At 38.1% G+C, this 18,944-nt stretch carries 19 protein-coding genes; 15 read left to right on the plus strand and 4 right to left on the minus strand.

Going from position 1 to position 18,944, the window contains the following annotated elements; all coding sequences use genetic code 11:
* Window positions 1–81: 81 nt before the first annotated feature.
* Window positions 82–861 carry a site-specific integrase gene (locus H153_RS0105345; RefSeq protein WP_022847109.1) on the plus strand — a complete coding sequence of 260 codons (780 nt, stop codon included), beginning with the start codon at window positions 82–84 and terminating at the stop codon, window positions 859–861.
* Here the strand turns inward: H153_RS0105345 and H153_RS09390 are convergent.
* Both H153_RS09390 and H153_RS0105355 read right to left on the minus strand, forming a co-directional pair.
* Window positions 778–1,533, minus strand: coding sequence for a segregation/condensation protein A (locus H153_RS09390; protein WP_022847110.1), 756 nt, complete (start codon window positions 1,531–1,533; stop codon window positions 778–780). The genes H153_RS0105345 and H153_RS09390 overlap by 84 nt on opposite strands.
* A gap of 4 nt (window positions 1,534–1,537) precedes the next feature.
* Window positions 1,538–1,936 (minus strand): CBS domain-containing protein, encoded by a 399-nt coding sequence (locus H153_RS0105355; RefSeq protein WP_022847111.1) that lies wholly within the window; start codon window positions 1,934–1,936, stop codon window positions 1,538–1,540.
* Between the two features lie 150 nt (window positions 1,937–2,086).
* Here H153_RS0105355 and mraY point away from each other — a divergent pair, with 150 nt between their 5' ends.
* Both mraY and H153_RS0105365 read left to right on the plus strand, forming a co-directional pair.
* Window positions 2,087–3,163 (plus strand): phospho-N-acetylmuramoyl-pentapeptide-transferase, encoded by a 1,077-nt coding sequence (gene mraY / locus H153_RS0105360; RefSeq protein WP_022847112.1) that lies wholly within the window; start codon window positions 2,087–2,089, stop codon window positions 3,161–3,163.
* Window positions 3,164–3,225: 62 nt separating this feature from the next.
* Complete coding sequence (locus tag H153_RS0105365; RefSeq protein ID WP_022847113.1) at window positions 3,226–3,609, plus strand: TraR/DksA family transcriptional regulator; 384 nt, start codon at window positions 3,226–3,228, stop codon at window positions 3,607–3,609.
* A 27-nt stretch (window positions 3,610–3,636) separates the two neighbouring features.
* Here H153_RS0105365 and speD read toward each other — a convergent pair whose 3' ends face one another.
* On the minus strand, window positions 3,637–4,035 hold the full coding sequence (gene speD / locus H153_RS0105370; protein WP_022847114.1) for an adenosylmethionine decarboxylase: 399 nt from the start codon (window positions 4,033–4,035) through the stop codon (window positions 3,637–3,639).
* 196 nt (window positions 4,036–4,231) lie between these two features.
* On the opposite strand from speD, the gene H153_RS0105375 reads away from it, so the two are divergent.
* Genes H153_RS0105375 through mqnE (H153_RS0105385) form a run of 3 tightly spaced genes read left to right on the plus strand, consistent with a single transcriptional unit; the run spans window position 4,232 to window position 6,851 of the window.
* A complete protein-coding gene (locus tag H153_RS0105375) occupies window positions 4,232–4,651 on the plus strand; it encodes a metal-dependent transcriptional regulator (RefSeq protein ID WP_022847115.1) in 420 nt (139 codons plus the stop codon).
* Window positions 4,629–5,741 carry an aminofutalosine synthase MqnE gene (mqnE, locus tag H153_RS0105380; RefSeq protein ID WP_022847116.1) on the plus strand — a complete coding sequence of 371 codons (1,113 nt, stop codon included), beginning with the start codon at window positions 4,629–4,631 and terminating at the stop codon, window positions 5,739–5,741. The genes H153_RS0105375 and mqnE (H153_RS0105380) overlap by 23 nt, the downstream gene beginning before the upstream one ends.
* 9 nt (window positions 5,742–5,750) lie before the next feature.
* Complete coding sequence (gene mqnE, locus H153_RS0105385) at window positions 5,751–6,851, plus strand: aminofutalosine synthase MqnE (RefSeq protein WP_022847117.1); 1,101 nt, start codon at window positions 5,751–5,753, stop codon at window positions 6,849–6,851.
* Between the two features lie 14 nt (window positions 6,852–6,865).
* Here mqnE (H153_RS0105385) and purD read toward each other — a convergent pair whose 3' ends face one another.
* On the minus strand, window positions 6,866–8,140 hold the full coding sequence (gene purD, locus H153_RS0105390) for a phosphoribosylamine--glycine ligase (RefSeq protein ID WP_022847118.1): 1,275 nt from the start codon (window positions 8,138–8,140) through the stop codon (window positions 6,866–6,868).
* A gap of 102 nt (window positions 8,141–8,242) precedes the next feature.
* Here purD and hisG point away from each other — a divergent pair, with 102 nt between their 5' ends.
* From hisG to fliD, 9 genes are all read left to right on the plus strand, one after another.
* Window positions 8,243–8,878: an ATP phosphoribosyltransferase gene (hisG, locus tag H153_RS0105395; protein ID WP_022847119.1), complete on the plus strand. Its 636-nt coding sequence runs from the start codon at window positions 8,243–8,245 to the stop codon at window positions 8,876–8,878.
* 11 nt (window positions 8,879–8,889) lie between these two features.
* Window positions 8,890–9,678, plus strand: a complete 789-nt coding sequence (locus tag H153_RS0105400) for a class I SAM-dependent methyltransferase (protein ID WP_022847120.1) — start codon at window positions 8,890–8,892, stop codon at window positions 9,676–9,678.
* A 12-nt stretch (window positions 9,679–9,690) separates the two neighbouring features.
* Window positions 9,691–12,600, plus strand: a complete 2,910-nt coding sequence (locus H153_RS0105405) for a glycosyltransferase (protein WP_022847121.1) — start codon at window positions 9,691–9,693, stop codon at window positions 12,598–12,600.
* The gene (locus H153_RS0105410) at window positions 12,593–13,444 is read left to right on the plus strand and encodes a hypothetical protein (RefSeq protein ID WP_022847122.1); all 852 of its coding nucleotides are present in this window, start codon (window positions 12,593–12,595) and stop codon (window positions 13,442–13,444) included. The genes H153_RS0105405 and H153_RS0105410 overlap by 8 nt, the downstream gene beginning before the upstream one ends.
* Window positions 13,437–14,666 (plus strand): glycosyltransferase family A protein, encoded by a 1,230-nt coding sequence (locus tag H153_RS0105415; protein WP_022847123.1) that lies wholly within the window; start codon window positions 13,437–13,439, stop codon window positions 14,664–14,666. The genes H153_RS0105410 and H153_RS0105415 overlap by 8 nt, the downstream gene beginning before the upstream one ends.
* 3 nt (window positions 14,667–14,669) lie before the next feature.
* Complete coding sequence (locus H153_RS09930; RefSeq protein ID WP_022847124.1) at window positions 14,670–16,151, plus strand: glycosyltransferase family 2 protein; 1,482 nt, start codon at window positions 14,670–14,672, stop codon at window positions 16,149–16,151.
* A 69-nt stretch (window positions 16,152–16,220) separates the two neighbouring features.
* The gene (locus tag H153_RS0105425) at window positions 16,221–17,075 is read left to right on the plus strand and encodes a flagellin (RefSeq protein ID WP_022847125.1); all 855 of its coding nucleotides are present in this window, start codon (window positions 16,221–16,223) and stop codon (window positions 17,073–17,075) included.
* A gap of 116 nt (window positions 17,076–17,191) precedes the next feature.
* A complete protein-coding gene (locus tag H153_RS0105430; protein WP_022847126.1) occupies window positions 17,192–17,560 on the plus strand; it encodes a flagellar protein FlaG in 369 nt (122 codons plus the stop codon).
* Between the two features lie 11 nt (window positions 17,561–17,571).
* Complete coding sequence (gene fliD / locus H153_RS0105435) at window positions 17,572–18,942, plus strand: flagellar filament capping protein FliD (protein WP_022847127.1); 1,371 nt, start codon at window positions 17,572–17,574, stop codon at window positions 18,940–18,942.
* Window positions 18,943–18,944: the final 2 nt, after the last annotated feature.

Here is an 18,944-nt window from a genome sequence, read left to right on the forward strand (position 1 = left end):
TTTCATTTCTTTTTCTATAATGATACCGGTAAATTTCTCAAGTTTCAATCAGAAATTCTTAACGTTTAGATGAGGTTTAGTGTGGGTGCGAAGGTAAAGGAATTCAGGGATTATCTGAAAGGGGAAGGGTACTCTGAGAATTCAATAGCTACTTATGTTAGAGCGGTTGAGAAGTTTTACCTGTTTTTAAAGTTTTACGGGTTTAAAGAGAGGAGTTTTGACGAGGATAAGTTGGTTTCTTTTTTATCTTCCACGTATAAGACGGCAGGGAGTCTGAAAACGGCACTTTCCGGGATAAGAAAGTACCTGCACTTTGCCTTTGACTTTAAATTAACGATTTCCGTTAACGTAGAGGAAGACTTCAAGGATTTTGTTCTGATTAAGAAGGAGAAGCTGAAAGAATTTTTTGAAAGAGCAATGAAAAGTAGAAAACAGGGGATAAGAGCTGCCCTTATTATGATGCTCTATCTTGGCTTGAAACCTTCAGAGATAGCAAAGCTAAAAAGATTTTCCCTTAAGTATATTGATAAAGTTCCTGCTATTGATGAAGGCAGGATTAAGAGGTTGTTGATAGATAGAGAAGTTGTGGAAGTGCTAAAAGAGCTTGAGAAGGACGGTATTGTTTCTCTTTCAGTAAATCCGCAGAGTTTGAAAGTAACGTTTTTTAAGATAACCGGGAAAGACTTTTCTCTCAGCGATTTTAAGGAGAATTACGCTTATAGACTTATAGAAAAGGGGCTTCCGGTTGATATCGTTGTTGAATTTTCAGGACTCTCTTTAGATAGGGTTTCCTACCTCCACCGCTTTTTCACTCTCAAGAGCAAACAGGAGATTATCGGCGAAAAGCTTGCAGATCTTTGAAATGATAATGTCTCCATCTTGTTGACATACTGCTGCTTCGCCTATTTTGCACAGTTCAAGTATAGCTAAGAAGTAAACTACAACTTCAAGTTTACATATAGATTCTTCCATAAGTTCAGAAAACCTGATTACTTCCCGTTTTTTAAGGAGTCTTCGTAGCTTTTCTATCTTTGTTGATACTTTAAATCGCTCGCTGTTTAGTGATAACTTTGTCCCTTCATCTATATCTTTCTTTTCAAGGAGGTTCAGAAATGTCTCTTTAAGATCCTCTGCCGTATTGGCTATTTTGATTTTATCCTGAAATTGAAATACAATGTCGGCGGTATTGTTTGGGAACATTTCTGACTGAAGATTCTCCAACTCTTCTAACTTTTTAACACCTTTTTTTATCTTTAGATATTCCTCTATTGCCTGGACAATGGCCTTTCGTGGGTCGTAATCATCCTCTCTTGGAATGAGCATTTCTGACTTTATTTTTGCCAGCGTCGCTGCCATTACGATAAATTCTGAAGCTAACGGAATGTTAAGTTCTTTCATCGTTTCTATGTAATGCAGGAACTCTTCCGTTATTTCAGAAATAGGAATGTCGTAAATGCTCACTTCTTTTTTCTTTATGAGGTAGATTAGAAGATCAAGGGGCCCTTCGAAAAGTTCAAGGTCAACCCGATACATACGGTTAGCTCCTTATTGCACCGACGAGATTGGCGAACTCAGTTACTAAAACTTCAAGAACATCGTCAATTGAAATTATACCTTCTAACCTCCCTTTTTTGTCAACAACAACAACTCTTCTAATGCCGTAATCCCTGAATTTTTTTGTCAACGTGAAAAATCCACTATCAGAAGTTATTGTTATCAGTTCAGGAGTCATGACTGACTTTACAGGTGTATCGGGAGGTTTTCCAAGAGCCCTTATCGCTATATCTCTGTCTGTCACGATTCCAACAGGTTTGTCTCCGTCCATTACTACTAAGCTTCCAACGTTTTTCTCTTCCATCCTTTTTACTGCGTATTCAATAGGATCTTCTATATCAATGGTTATGACTTTCTTTATCATGATATCCTTTATTGGCATTCTCCCCTCCATTAAAGAAGGTTACCTTTCTTTAAATTAAGTAATTATCTTTCTTTTGTCATTCAAAGGGTTAAATTTTCCTGTGAGGTTCTTTTATCCTATCTGTTTTGAGTATAAAATAGCTTTTAACATTTCTTCAGTGGAGAGTGTATGTTTTACGGTCTTTTTTATAAATTACTTGGTATTAATATCTTTAAGTACATAACCTTCAGATTAGTATATGCAACTATCACGGCTATTCTTGCAGGCTTCTTTATATATCCAAAACTAAAGAAATTTCTTAATCATCTTCAATTTGAACAGGCGATTAAAGAGTACATGCCTGAGAATCACAAGAAAAAACACGTTCCTACAATGGGCGGAGTTCTAATAATTTCAGCTTTTCTTATATCAGTACTTTTGTGGAACAAGTGGAACAACCTTTTCGTCTGGCTTGCGATAATGGCAATATGTGGATTTGGTCTAATAGGTTTTGTTGACGATTATATAAAGGCTAAATTGAAGAATCCAGAAGGACTGTCAGAAAAGAGAAAATTTCTTTCACAGATTATAGTTGCCCTTGCAATATCTGTGATTCTCTACGCTTCTGATTTTTCAACGGTTCTCTACTTTCCGGTATTTAAAAATCTTCACATGGATCTTGGAGTGTTTTTCATCATCTGGTCTGTTATAGTGATTGTTGGATCTTCAAATGCAGTTAATCTTACGGACGGTCTCGACGGTCTTGCGATAGGTCCCGTTATTACAACTTCCCTGGTACTTCTTGTCTATGCTTACGTTGCCGGTAACGTGAAGTTTTCCTCTTACCTTCACCTTCCGTATGTTGCTGGTGCTGGAGAGCTTTCTATAGTTTGTGGTGCCGTTATTGGCGCATCTCTTGTTTTTCTCTGGTTTAACGCCTATCCTGCGGAAGTCTTTATGGGTGACGTTGGCTCCCTTGCACTTGGGGCACTCCTTGGAACTGTGGCGGTTATCATTAAGCAGGAATTTATTCTTGCTATTGCAGGCGGTATTTTTGTTTTAGAAACACTCTCTGTGATTATTCAGAGGTATTACTTCAAGTACACGAGAAAAAAGTTTGGACAGGGAAAGAGAATCTTTCTCATGGCACCTCTTCATCACCATTTTGAGAAGAAAGGATGGGAAGAGCCAAAAATTACTGTGCGTTTCTGGATAATATCTATACTTCTTGCCCTGCTTTCCTTGAGTTTTCTGAAGATAAGATAGTTGATTGACAATTTAGGAATTTGTTTTTACATTACAACCTCAAATTGGCCGGAGGGTTAGTTATGAAAGGGAACCAGTGCCTGACTAAAGAGCAACTTCAGGAGTTCAAGAAAATACTTGAAGAGAAAAAAAGGGAATTAATTGAGGATATCAAGAGAGGTATCCTTGAAGAGGCAAGTGCAGAAAGGGAAGTCGGCGATCTTGTTGATATGTCGACAGAGGAGATTTTAAGAACGTTCGAAATGAGAATAAGGGACAGGGAAGCCAAGTATCTTAAGAAGATAGAGAAGGCTCTTCAGAAAATAGAAGAGGGAACTTACGGTATTTGTGAAGAGTGCGGTAAGTGTATATCTTATGAAAGATTGAAACTGCGGCCTGTCGCAGAGCTATGCATAAACTGCAAATTGAAACAGGAAAAGCTTGAAAGAAAGTTTGGAGAAGAGTAATTTTATATAGGGGGCGTAAGCCCCCAATTATGCCTCCAACGAGCAGGCGGATGCGAATTCCACCTCCTCACTTTCATCAATCACCCCTCTAAAGTGAACGTCTTTTTCCACTCTTGAGGGCTTGAGCTTTTCTACGATGTAGTCAAAAGCCTTAAAGGCAAGTTCGTGTGCCCCGCATGTGTAAACGTCTATCGCTACGTATCCGTGTTCAGGCCATGTGTGGAAAGAAAGGTGAGACTCTGAGATCACAATTACCCCTGTTGCACCGTAGGGGTAAAACTGATGAAAGTGAGAAGACAGTTTGTTCAGTTTCGCTTCTCTTACAGCACCCTCAAAAATTTCAGCCATTCTGTCGGCAGATTTGAGGATTTCCGGATCGCAACCGTAAAGGTCAGCTACAATGTGGACGCCGAGAGTCTTGGCCATTTCCACTCCTCCTTTAAGACGATTTTCGCAATCAAGGCTGGTTTGCCTCCTAAAGATTAGGTTTGCAACCTTACTATTATATGCTAAAAGGGAGGGTGTGCAATCTAAATTTTAAGGAATATTCCAGAAGGCCTGGTCCTTTTCTCTCTTAAACCTGTGGTAAAATTAATAAACCTTTAAAAGCTAAAGAGGTTGTATGAAAAAGGAAAACAGATTAGCACCGAGGCTGGAAGATTATCTTGAAACGATCTATCTCCTTGAGAAGGAAAATGGAGTAGCAAGGGTAAAGGAGATAGCAAAAAAGCGGAACGTTAAGATGCCAACGGTCACAGAAGTTCTGAAGAGACTTTCCGAAAGAGGTTATGTAAACTATGAGCCTTATGGACTTGTGAGAACTACGGAAAAAGGGAGAAAGTACGCAGAGGAACTTTTTGAGAAGCATAAGATTCTTGAGGAGTTTATGAGAGTTGTTCTTCATCTTCCTGACGAGATGGCTGAAGAGGAAGGGTGTCTGCTTGAGCACCATCTTAGTGCTACCACTATCAGCAGAATAGGGAAACTCACCAAATTTCTCAAAGAGAAAGGGTTAATAGATGAAATTGGAGATGAATATTGAGCCTTTTATAGAGGATAAAGCCCTTTTTCCTGTCTATGAAAAGGTAATGTCAGGTGAAAGGATATCTTTTGAAGATGGTGTCAAGCTGTTTGAAAGCGATGATATCCTTACGATAGGGAAACTTGCCTCTATCGTGAACGAAAGAAAAAATGGAAAGCTTGTCTATTTTGTTGTTAACAGACACGTTAATCCGACCAATATCTGTATAGGAAACTGTAAATTTTGCGCTTTCAGAAAGAATAAAGGAGAACAGGGGGCTTACGAGCTCTCCATAGAAGAAGTTGTTGAGAAAGTGAAAGAACATGTTGATAAGGGAATAACTGAAATTCACATTGTTGGAGGATTACACCCCGATTGGAACTATGACTACTATATAAAAATGATAAAGGCAGTTCACGAGGCTTTTCCGTCTCTTCACATTCAGGCTTTTACAGCTGAAGAGATAGACCATCTTGCAAAGATAGGGAAGAAGAGCATTGAAGAGGTTCTTTCTGATCTTGTGATGGCAGGTCTTGGTTCTCTTCCGGCAGGTGGTGCGGAGGTTTTTAAGGAAACACTGCGAAAGAAGTTGTGTCCCGAAAAGCTTTCCTCTTCCCGTTACATAGAGATTCATAAAACTGCCCATAGGTTTGGATTAAAGAGTAACGCTTCCATACTTTACGGTCACGTTGAAACGGTGGAAGATAGGGTTGACCACCTTATTAGACTGAGAGAAGCCCAGGATGAAACGGGCGGATTTCAGGCTTTTCTATCGTTTGCGTACCATCCTGACAATACGCAGCTTGGTGGAAAGCCCACTACAGGTTTTGATGATTTAAAGATGCTTGCCGTTGCACGGCTTATGCTTGATAACTTTCCCCACATAAGAGCCTTCTGGATAATGTTAGGAGAAAAGCTTGCCCAAACTTCTCTCTTTTTTGGTGTAGATGATCTTGATGGGACAGTTATAGAAGAAGAGATAACGCATTCAGCAGGGGCAAATACCGGAAGTTACATGCCAAAAAGCAGGCTTATAAAACTTATTAAAGAAGCTGGCAGGATTCCCGTTGAGAGGGATACAGTTTATAATGTTGTCAATGTTTATCTGTGAGGTCTAAAGATGGAAGCATTTTCTTTCATAAAGGATAAAAATCTCTATTCAATTGCTGAAAAGGTTTTTTCTGGAGAAAGGCTCTCTTTTGCAGATGGTTTAAAGCTTTTTGAAAGTAACGATTTAAACGCAATTGGCATCCTCGCATCTTACGCAAATGAGAAAAAAAATGGGGATAAGGTCTATTTTAACGTTAATGTTCACATAACACCGACAAACATCTGTGTTGGAACGTGTAAGTTCTGTGCCTTTCGTAAGAATAAAGGTGATGAAAATGCTTACGAGCTTTCGATAGATAGAATTCTTGAAAAGATGAGAAACATGAATCTATCCGGTGTTACTGAAGTTCATATTGTTGGCGGGCTTCATCCTGAATGGGGATTTGACTATTACCTTGAAATGGTTAAAAGGATTAAAGAGGAATTTCCTGAAATTCAGATAAAGGCTTTCACTGCTGAAGAAATTAAGCATATAGCAGGGAAAGGTGGAAAAAGTATAGAAGATACACTTATATCTTTGAAAGAAGCAGGACTTTCATCGATGCCAGGAGGAGGCGGAGAAATATTTGACGAAGAGATAAGACAGAAATTGTGTCCTGATAAGATTTCTGGTGAGGAGTATTTAAACATACATAAAACTGCTCATAGATTAGGTATAAAGACCAATGCAACGATGCTTTTTGGTCATGTTGAGACCTATGCCCACAGGGTTGACCACCTTATCAAACTGAGGGAAGCTCAGGATGAAACGGGCGGATTTCAGGCGTTTATTCCTCTGGCTTTCCATCCTGTGAATACAGAGATAGAGGGGGCAGATTACACTACAGGTGTTGATGAGATAAAAACGCTTGCCATATCAAGGCTTATGCTGGACAATTTTCTCCACATAAAGGCTTACTGGATAATGCTTGGCGAGAAAATATCTCAAATGTCACTCTTTTACGGTGTTGATGACCTTGACGGGACGGTTGTAGAGGAGGAGATAACGCAGGCTGCCGGTGCCAGAGCTGGTGAGTACATGCCAAAATCAAGATTGGTAAGGTTGATAAAAGAAGCGGGAAAAACGCCTGTGGAGAGAGATTCTCTATACAACGTTATAAAAGTATATTGAGAGGCAGGTCGAACCTACCTCTCTTTAAGAGCTTTTGCGCCTATATCTTTTCTATAGTGCATTCCTTCAAAGTGTATTCTGTTTACTGCTGCGTAAACGTTGTCCATGGCTTCCCTGATGTCTTTCCCCATAGCTGTGACGTTTAGAACTCTTCCTCCGTTTGTTACCAATTTTCCGTCTTTTATAGCTGTTCCTGCGTGGAATACAACAACGTCGTCAATCTTTTCTGCCTCTTCTATGCCTGTTATCTCTTTACCTTTTTCGTATTTTCCGGGATATCCTCTGGAAGCAAGAACAACACATATGGCGGTTCTTTCGTCCCACTCGATCTCCTCTATCAAGTTACCTTCGATTGTTCTTTCACACAGTTCAATCAGATCTGTTTTCATTCTTCTCAAGATAACCTGTGCTTCAGGATCGCCAAATCGGACGTTAAATTCGAGAACCTGAATGCCTTTGTTCTCTGTAACCATTATTCCTGCATAGAGTATTCCTTTAAATGGTGTTCCCCTTGCTGCCATTCCTTTTAGCATAGGTTCTATTACTTTCCTTTTCACTTCCTCTTCAAGTTCTGGTGATAGAACAGGCGCCGGAGAGTATGCCCCCATTCCGCCAGTGTTTGGTCCTTTGTCGCCGTCAAAGACTGCTTTATGGTCCTGTGCAGGGGCAAGGGGTATGTAGCGTTCTCCGTCGCTTATTACAAGGTATGAAGCCTCTTCACCTTTGAGGCACTCTTCTACAACAACTCTGTTGCCTGCGTCTCCAAACACTTTGTCCACCATTATCCTATCTATGGCTTCAAGTGCCTCTTCGATAGTTTGGGCAACGACTACACCTTTACCGGCTGCAAGCCCATCAGCCTTTACCACGATAGGAGCGCCTTTTTCTTTTATGTAGGATTTTGCTTCTTCTGGATTATCAAAGATTTTAAATTCTGCAGTTGGAACGCCGAACGCCTTCATCATCTCTTTTGAGAAGGCTTTGCTCCCTTCGAGTCTTGCCGCCTCTTTTGAAGGACCAAATATCTTTAATCCTCTTGATTCAAATTCATCAACGATGCCGGCAACTAAAGGAGCTTCCGGGCCAACGACAGTAAGGTCTATCTTCTCTTTTTCAGCAAAATCAGCAATGGCTTTAATGTCAGCAGGGTCTATCTTTATGCATTTGGCTATCTGTGCTATTCCAGGGTTTCCAGGGATTGCGAAAATCTCTTTAACACGGTCGCTTTTTGATATCTTCCAGGTAAGAGCGTGCTCTCTACCACCGGAACCTACTACAAGAACCTTCATTGCCTCTCCTTAACAATCTGGTTTAGGCAAATTATAGCAGGTTTTTAGACTCTCTGTTTGTGTTAAAATGAAAACGGATGCAACCTGTGATAAGAGGTATTGATGAAAAGAGAAAAGCTGACGTTTGCCCTACCAAAAGGAAGATTGTTGAAAGATGCTGTTAAGTTACTTTCAGAAGTTGGTATTGACGCTTCGTCAACCCTTGAGAAGACACGTAAACTTATCTTTGAAAGTGACGAATTCAAGTTTATCCTGGTTAAGCCCATGGATGTTCCAACCTACGTCTATTACGGAGCGGCAGATCTTGGTATAGCGGGTAAGGACGTTATAGATGAGAAAGGGCTGGAAGTGTATGAGCCTCTTGATTTAAAGTTTGGTTTTTGTCGTCTGTGTGTTGCGGAACCTGTTGATATTGCGGAACCTTACGATATTGAGAAACTTTCTTTTATAAAGGTGGCTACAAAATTTCCAAGAATAACCGATAAATATTTCAGAAGCAGAGGTGTTCATCCAGAGATTATTGAGCTTTACGGTTCTGTTGAAATAGCACCGCTGCTTGGTTTGAGTGAGCGGATAGTTGACCTTGTTCAGACGGGAACAACTTTAAAAGCCAATGGCCTCAGAGAAGTTGATACCATATTGATATCAACGGCAAGGCTCATAGTGAACAGAGCCAGTTTAAAGACAAAGTATGACAAGGTTAAACCGATTATCGATGCTATTAAAAGGTGTATTTAAACGGGGGAATGGTGGATTACACGGTTATTGGAAATTCGCCTGTTAACTATCTTTACATTCCTGAACGTTTGCGGGAAGTGGAAAATAAGAAATATCATCAAGAAGATACCTTTAAAGTCCTGCCTAATACAACGTTTTACATTGTTTCAAATTATCTTAAAAAGAATTCTGTTGTTCTCGATGTTGGGTGTTCTTCAGGATATTTTGGTAAGTTCCTCATAGACACTTTAGGTGCAAAGGTTTATGGGGTTGATATTGATGAGAAAGGCTTATCCATTGCAAAGGAAAGAGGTTACTCCGATGTTTACAAAATAGATTTGGATAATGATATTGAGACTTTTGGGTTCGTATTGGATGATGTTAAGCCAGATTACATATTGTGTCTTGATGTTGTTGAACATTTAAAAACCGCAAGCTTTTTCATGAAAAAGCTACTAAGATTCTTGAAGAAAAATGATTCAGAGTTAATTGTGAGTATTCCGAATATTGGTCATATAGATATCATTTACAATCTGCTTATGGGAAGGTTTAACTATTCTTTACTGGGAATTCTTGATAATACACATTTAAGATTTTTCACGAGAAGCTCATTTAAAGAATGGATAAAATTGATAGCAGAGGATGTCGGCTTGGAGTTAGACGTTTGTTTGATCGGAAAGACAGAAGCTCCATTTTGCTTAAACGAAAAGGAAAAAAATTTTAATAAAGACATATCGAGACTGCAACATATGGCAAAAAGAGTTAATAACGATGACCTTTTTACGGTTCAATTTGTTTTTTCCATAAAAAAGAGGGTGTAATATGGGGAACGCATGGCTAAAATCAGTGTTGTAATTCCTACATATAACAGACCTGAGTTTTTAAAGCAGGCAATAGAAAGTGTAGTTAATCAAAGTCGAAAACCAGATGAGCTTATAATTTTAGACGATAACCCGGAAACTGTTAAAAACGAAAAGGTTGTTTTGCCGTTTGTTGAGAAATTTTCCTTTATTAACTATGTGAAAAATAAAAAAAATCTTGGTGTTGTAAATAATTATAAAAAAGCTTTTGAGATTGCTTCAGGTGATTATGTTAAGTTGCTATCTGACGATGATATTCTTCATCCTGATGCACTGCTTCTGATGGAAAAGGTGCTTGACGAGAATCCCGATTGCACAGTTGCGGCTTCTTCAAGGATTATGGTGGATGAATCACTTCGTTTTAAGCAGCTCCTTTCTCTTCAAAAGTCTGGAAAGTTAGATGGGAAAACTCTTATAGTTGATTCACTAAAGCGGGGAGAAAATATCGTCGGCGAATTTTCTGCCTTATTTTTCAGGAAAGCTCTTGTGGATATAGACTTTTTTAGATTTAAAGAACTTAACATAAGGGCCAATGCCGATTGGTATTTATGGATGTATCTTGCTTCAAAAGGTAGCGTTTATTATTTTGATAAACCCCTTGTTCTTTTTAGATATACTGAGAAAAATGACCAGAGCAAAATAGATGTATTTATTTCTGGTGTAAAAGAAAAGCTACAATTTTTGACAAATGAAGATTTTCATAGCCACTTGGGAATAAATTTTCCCCTTTCCTGTCAGGTAAAAGCTTTTGCCAGAATGTCTAAGGACTTTAAAAAAATTTCAGACATGGTAGTGAAAAATGCTCTGTATGCTAAAAAATTTGATAGTGAATGGAAAGATATAAAAAATAGATTTTTTTTCTGGCTTAATAAGATAGAAAAAAAGATACTTCAAAAACGTTCTTCAGTTTCTGTAATTATCGTTACTTATAATTCTGAAAAATACATTTATAACTGTCTTAAATCGCTCCTGAATACTTTAAATGCAGAAGATGAAATTGTTGTTGTAGATAACAATTCAGAAGACAAAACAGTAGAAATAGTAAACAGTATCGCTAAAGAATCTCCGATTTCCATTAAACTTGTATCTTTTCAGGAAAACCTGGGTTATTCAAGAGCAGTTAATGAGGGGATCAAACTATCAAGCAGGGATTTCCTTGTGTTTTTGAATCCTGATACCCTTGTAACAAAAGGTATGTTTGAAAATTTACTTTCTGCTCTGGAAAAGGAAAATGTAGGTGCAGCGGGACCGCTCAGTGTAAATGTTACATACACCCAGCATTTTTCAAGGTATTTACCAGTTCTGGACTACCTAATGTCAGGTAAAGAAATTCTTGATTACAGGGAAGCTATTGCAGCATTTTTAAGTAATTATTTCGAGGGTACTTTAATTGACACTAAACTTCTGATAGGTTTATGTCTTGCTGTCAGGAGAGATGTTGTTGAAAAAATCGGTGGTCTTGATGAAAATTTATTCTTGGGAATGGATGACTTTGAATTTTCCTGGCGCCTGAGAGAAAATGGATATAAGTTGAAAATTGTTCCTTCAGCATTTGTCTATCATTTCGGGCATGCATCGTTTAGAACTATACCTGAGAAAAAGGCCAGCAAATATCAGGAAGATGCCGTTAAAAATTTATGGGAAAAATTGATTGTCCACTATGGTTTTGGAAACGTTCCGTGTATAGATGAATTGTGGAACATAAATAGAGCTGTCTTCCCTGTAAATTTTCCTCAGAGGAAATATAACTTCATGTTTAACTTTTCCCGTAAAGAAAAAGGAGAAAATTGGTTTAAGAGAAAAGGCCGTTTTTTAATTAAAAATCCGGAAGTTGCAATTGTTACGGTTTCTTACTTTTCTTCGGAGGATATGGTTCCTCTCTTTGCTTCTGTTAAGAAATCTTCTTACCCTGTAAAGCTTATCGTTGTTGACAATTCAGAAAATGATGCTGAGTTTGAAAGGCTTGTTAAAACAGCCGTTTCTGTTTTTGGCAAAGAACAGGTCAGACAGTGTTTGCCCGGGAAAAATGCAGAAGGGCAGGTTGTTGTTATAAAAAACAGCAATACTGGTTTTGCAGGTGGGGTGAATTTAGGTGTAAAGTCTGCTATGGATAGAAATATTCCATTTATCTGGATTTTAAATCCGGATACGGTCATAGCACCTAATGCGGTGTTTGAACTTTTGAAAGCTTCTATATATACCGGTGTTCCGGTTGTTACATGTGAAATCAGGGATATGGAGAACCCTTCAAGAGTGCAGTATAATGGTTATATTGTTAATTTAGGTGGCGTAAAAGATAGAGCTTATTATGTGAAAAAGGTTAGATATTTAAGCGGTTCAAACATTTTCTGTAAAAGTGAAGTCTTTGAAAAGGTTGGATTTTTGAAAGAGCATTATTTCCTTTATTTTGAGGATAATGACTTTTTTGAAAGGCTTCTTCAAGCCGGGATTCATCCCATTTACATACCTTATACATTTATACTCCATAAAGGTGGTACTTCAACAGGGAGATTCCTCGAGAGTCCTGTTTCCATGTATTACTTTGTAAGAAGCATGCTTTATTTCTATAAAGAATTAAACAGGGCGTTCCCGTTTTCAAATATTTTAAGTTTGTATAAGTCATACTCTTATGATAAGCAGCTGTTGCGAAGTATTATAGAGGCAGTTTATGATTTCAGTAAGAACATTACGGGCAAGAAAGAGTTTTCATTTCTTAACCCTTCAGTGAAATCCAAGAGTGTTCATACGGATGAATTTTTGAAGATTTCTATAAATTTTACAATAGATTACCTGAGAAATTTTTTAATTTTGAAACCGAGAAAAAGTGTAAAGTTTATAGAGTTTTTATCTCTTGTTGAAAAGAAGGAGCTGCTTTATGGTTGAGCTTGATGAAAAAACCATAAAGATTGCTGATAAGATTAAAGGTAAAAAGTTTTTCAGAAAAATCCTGCAAAAGATATCCCGAAAGAGGTTAATTTTTACCGTTACAACAGGCAGGAGTGGTACGGCTTATCTTTCAAATCTTTTAGCTTCTTTTGATACAGTGGCTTCTTTCCATGAACCTGATCCAAATTTCGCTATAGTTATGAGAGATGTTCAGAAGTTTCCGCATTTAGCCATTCGCTTTCTTTTCGAAAAGAAGTTACCTGTTATTGCTTCTATTGATAAACCTATATATTGTGAAACAAGTCACCTTTTCTGTAAAGGATTCTTCTTTCCTCTACTTGAACTGGGCGTGCTTCCTGAGATTATAGTTTTGAAGAGGAACAGAAGAGCTGTAGCAAAAAGCCTCTTTGAGCTTAATACCATCCCGGGAAGAACTTCTGTTGCTCTTATGTTCTATTTAAAACCTGATGATAGGGTTTATTTGCCAGTAAATAACTGGCAGAAACTTCATGATTATCAGCTGTGCTACTGGTATTGTCTTGAAATTGAGAAAAGAATGGAAATTTATTCTAAAGAAATAAAAAATAGAGGAGGCAGAGTTTATGAAGTTAATCTTGAAAATCTGTTAGATATAAAAGATGTTGTTAAATTTTTCGAGAGTCTAAATCTTACAATTTCGGAAAAAAGCCTGGCGAGTCTTAAATCCAGAGTGGGTACTCCTGTCAATACCAAAAAGAACATTAAGATTAGAAGTCTGTGGCAGGAATTAAATGAACAGGCTGTTTTAGAGATGGAAAAAGAAATAGAAGAAATCGCATATCAGGGAGGAAGTTATGAATAAACAGGTCGATGTTCTTATTATTTCTTCGGATGTTGTAAATCAGGAGTTAATAGAATCTTTAAATGAGAACGGCGATTTTATTTCTGCTGTGTTCGTTTCTGGAAGTGAGAAAGAATTTTATTCTAATCTTGATTTAGATGTAAACTTTCTAAATCTTGATTCTTCTAATAAAGGCTTCTTAAGGAATAGGCTACTTGAAGCTTCTAAATCGCGTTATGTTTTGTATATTTCAGAAAGTACATCTCTTGATGATGATACGCTGGAAGAGCTGTTTTCAGCTTTTGAGGAAAGACCCGATGCCAATATAATATATCCCAACGAAGTTATTTTCTGGAGGGATGAGGAAACTGTTCGTAACTTTGATGAATATGCCGGAAGAGAGCTGGAACTTCTTCAGTCTTTAGCAATAGAAAATATGCTACCGGAGTTTGGAGTAATTGTTGATGCTAATTTTTTAAAAGAAAAAGGCGGTTTTGATGAGAGATTCTGGGATTACGAGTTCTATGATTTCATTTATAAACACATAAAGGACATCAAGTTAAAGTGGGCTGAATTTGCATTTGTAAATTCTACATTGCAAAGCAGTTTCATAGATACTTCCTACAGGAGCCTTGCAGTAAGGGAAGTGATTAATATTTATGACTGGAAGAAGGAAATATTTCCTTTACTTGGATGGGATAACAATGAAAATGTTGCCCTTGCAACGGCCAATACAATTATAGGAGATAGGATTGCTTCCTATATTGATTTTCTAAACGCTTCAGAATTTTACCGCCGTTCTCTCTTCTGCTTTCACAATACAGTTTCTCTTGGAAAACTTTTTGATGTTTACCTTTTAATGGGAAGGTTTGATGATGCTTTTGCCCTTCTTGGTGAAGGTTTTTCAGATGATGAAAAAAATGAAAGGAAAGAACGGTTAGAAAATGTCAAGAAAATTATTTCAGGTCTCGAGGAGGCAGTTGAAAAAGGACAGTTGGAAGAAGTTATTGCTGTTATGAATGAGGTTGCCAGCTATTATAAGGGTGCCCCTATACATAATATCATGGGGGTTATTGCTTACCTAAAGGGAAATTTTGAGGAAGCTTATAAATTTTTCTTTAAGACTGTGACAATGAATCCTCTTGAAAAGGATTATCTCATGAATCTTACTGATATGGCTAAAAAACTTGGAAAAGAGCAAGAGGTCATTGGCCTTATAGATAGACTTGTCAAGCAGGGGTGATTAATGATATCTGCGTGTGTGATAGCCAAGAATGAAGAGAAAAATTTGCCACGCCTCTTGAAAAGCTTAAAAGGAAAGTTTGAAGAAATAATTCTCGTTGACACAGGTTCTACTGACAGAACAATAGAAATTGCAAGGTCCTTCGGCTGTAAAGTGTATCAGATAAACTGGACTGGATTTGCTGATGCAAGAAATTTTGCAGTATCAAAAGCTAAAGGTGAATGGATATGGCATTTTGATGCCGATTTTGAGATAGATGAAGAAGAATTCATAAAAGCAAAAAGGCAGCTTCTTCTGTTGGACGAAAAATATAACTCTGCAGATGTAATTATTGAGAATTACAATATAGACGGGACAATTCGTTCCTATTCTTCTCACTGTTTTATTCACAGAAACAAGCCTGAAATAAAATGGAAAGGAAAGGTTCACGAGTATCTCGAAAATGCAGCATTAACATTTGGTCTCAATGTTAAGGTAAAGCATTTTGGTTATGAAGATGATGCTGTGCTGCGAAAAAAAGCTTTTCGAAATATAGAACTTCTGGAAGCAGAAATTGAGGAAATAGAAAAAAAAGAGGGGGCAAATTCGCCAGAATATGCTTACAAGCATTTTTACCTTGCTCAGTCTTACACTGTTCTTGGTTTTTCCGATCCGAAATATTTTAAAAAAGCTATAGAAACTGCAGAGAAATACTTTTCTCTCAGAGGAAATCTCAGTGAAACCAACATTTTTGATGTTCACATTTACACCTACATAGTGGAAGCTCTTATAAAGATAAACAGATATGGTGAAGCAAAAAAATACCTCAAAGAAGCGCTGTTGTTAAAACCCAGATATGTTGATTTTCTCTTTTTAAAGGCCTGTCTTGAAGAGCTAACGGAAAACCTTTCTGCCGCTTTTAAAGGATACTGCGACTTTCTTTTTGAAGTTGATAGTTTTATAAAGGATAATCCATTCAAAAAGGTAGATGGATTAACATTTCTCTCTGACAAAGCTGTGCATGCCTATCATGTTGCCTCTGAAAAGATACCCGAACTTTTCTGTAAATTAGATTATGCTTTAACCGAAAGAGAACACCTTGAGAAGCTGTGGCAAAAAGAAAAGGGCCTTTACACTGGAATAGCACTTGCAAGGGTTTTAAAATTAGTCGGAGAAAATGAAGGAAAGATATTGAAGAAACTTTACAGGGTTTACAATAGTAACTACCTCGTCCATTTTGAAATGGGAAACTTTTATCTTGCTAAAGGACAACCTGACAAAGCTGTAAAATACTTTTCAAGGACTTTGGAGTTAAATCAGAATTTTGTGGTTGCCAAAGCCTTCCTCGGCTATGCCAGGATGGCTGCTGGCAGTTCAGATACAAAAACATTGATAGAGGCTGTTTCCTCTCTAAAAGACTACTTTGAGAGAACGAAAAATATCTCTGTTCTACCTCTTCTAAAACGGTGTCTCCAGCTTCTTAAAGATATAAAAACAAAAAAGTGATATAAAAAAAGAACAGCTGTCTCCGATAATAAGAATAGAAAAGTTAAAACCCTATGGGAGGTAAGAGTCATGGCACTGCGAATTAACTACAACTTTCAAGCGGACTTTACCCACGCTAATCTTTTAAAAACTGAAGCAAACATGAACAAGTCCCTTGAAAGATTGGCAACAGGTTACAGAATCAACAGTGCGGCGGATGACGCTGCAGGTCTTTACATTGCTGACCAGCTTAAGACATACGCTGTGTCCCTTGACCAAGGTATCAGAAATGCTCAGGACGGTGTGAGCATTGCTCAGATTGGTCAGGGTGCGTTAAGTGAAGTTTACAACATTCTTAACGACGTGAAGTCAAAAGTTATCCAGGCTTCAAACACCCTTGACACACAGGCAAGACAGGAAATTCAGCAGGATATTAACCACCTTATTGATTCTGTTTCAAAGATTTTCAGCGATACAGAGTTTAACGGTATGAATCTTTTTGCCTCTTCTGCAACAACATTTACGATTCACTATGGAGGACGTACAAATCAGGAGTTGGCCATTGTTATTTCAACCGCTCAAGCATCAGCAGGTACTTCAAGTACTGCTCCATCTACAGTTACAATAGGAACTACAGGCTACGCTATTGACGTAACTTCACAGACAAGTGCTAACGCAGCTGTGCAGACGGTTGATAATCTCATTAAAGCTGTTGATGACCTTGCTGCAAAACTTGGTTCTTATCAGATTGAACTTGAAAAAATCATCAGCAACAATCAGACAACAAGAGTTAACACTTCTGAAGCAGAATCTCGTATCAGAAACGTTGATTTTGCTGCAGAGATGGCAAACTTCACCAAAAACCAGATTCTCATGCAATCCGGTACTGCCATGCTTGCTCAGGCAAACCAGCTTCCTCAACTTGTCCTACAGCTTCTCAGGTAACAACCATTCGGGCGGGTCAGTCCCGCCCTTTTTTCAGCGGCTTCTCAGAGCCGTTGAGGAAAGGGCAGGAAAGTGATAAATTAGTAGATAGGGTTAAATGCAATCCGGGGTAAAAGATGGACGTTAAGAATGTTGCTAATATTCAGGCTACTATTCAAATGAATAATCCCCAGAATGTGGGAAGAAATGTTCGTATCGGAGTTCAAAATCAAACCAGAAAGGCAGTGCAGGAAGAGGAAAAGAAAAAGCTTTCCCCACAGGAAATGGAGAAACTTTTAAATGACCTTAAAGAAAAGCTTTCCATGCTTAATACCCAGTTAAAAATAGAGATTGAAAAAATAGGTGATGGGGAAGAGATACCCGTTATAAAAGTGATAGACACCAAGACGAAAGAGGTTATAAGACAGATACCTCCAGAATACATGATAAAAATTGCAAAGTATATAGACGAAATTACCGGACTGCTGCTCCGTGAAAAGGCTTGAAGGAGACAAATATGGCAGGAGAACTTTATTTAAGCAACCTTGTAGGTGGATTTGATTACCAGCAGATTCTGGATCAGATGTACTCTATTAAAAGCGTTCAGATTCAATATTATCAACAAAGGGAGTCAGAGCTTCAAAATAAAAAATCTGCCCTCTCAAGTTTTGATTCTTTACTTGAAAAGTTTCAGGATGTTGCAAATGATCTTTTTGATGATTCCATCTTTGAGCAGAAGTCTGTTTCCGTGTCTAACGAATCCGCGGTGAATGTTACTATTACAGATCCAACAGCAGTGGATGCATCTTCTTTTGACCTTTCTGTTGTTCAAACTGCGAAGAAAGATGTATGGCTTTCCCAGGCCGGTGTTTCCGATGAAACGGCAGCTGTGGCAACAACGGCAGGGACACTCCAGATTTCTTATGGCGGAGATGTGGTGGCAACGATAGATTACGATGCCGATACTTCAACTGATACGCCTTCCACCATTCAGGAAATTGCAAACGCAATAAATGCTGCTCAGGATAAGGTTAAAGCAACGGTATTTTTTGATGGAACAAATTACAGGCTTCTGCTTTCCGGAGCTGATACAGGTGCCAATAATACCATTTCAATAACTGAAACAGGTGGAGGTGATTTACTTGATGTTCTGCAGCTGGGAGATGCCTACGTTAATAGCCATGTGCAAACAGCTCAGGATGCAATTATAGAAATTTACGGTACACAGGTTTCGAGTTCAACGAATGATTTTACCAGTGTGATTCCTGGAATGACGATTACTGTAGAAACGCCTACAAGCTCACCTGTTACAGTTACAATTGACCATGATTATAGTCAGGTAAAGGACAATCTTCAAAAGCTTGTAGAAGCTTACAATTCCATAGTTGACTTTGTAAAAGAATACACCGGTAAAGATGGAGCGCTTTCAGGAGATTTTACACTTCAGGACATCCGTTCAACACTTTTTGACAAACTCGATCCCCTGTTTCAGCTTGGTATTTTTGAAGTGGATAAAGATACAGGCCATCTTTCTATAGACACTTCTAAAGTTGACGAGATTCTTTCGACAAATCCTGGGAGTCTCGAGGATGCTCTTACTAAAGACTTGAAAGATAACCTTTACGATTATCTCATCTATATTACGGGTGTAGATAGCCCTATTTCTACAGAACAGCAGAGTTATGACAATCAGATAAACTACATAGAAGACCAGATAGAGCTTACAAATAAGCGTATTTCAGAAGAAATAGAAAGTATGAAGAAGCAACTTGTTCAGTTACAGCTTTATATGGCTAAGATGCAGGAAGTTCAGGCCAGGATAACACAGACATTTGGAACACCTTCTATTATTCCGGGAACTTCTGTTAATACAACTACAGGTGCATAAAG

Source organism: Desulfurobacterium sp. TC5-1 (assembly GCF_000421485.1).
GTDB lineage: Bacteria > Aquificota > Aquificia > Desulfurobacteriales > Desulfurobacteriaceae > Desulfurobacterium_A.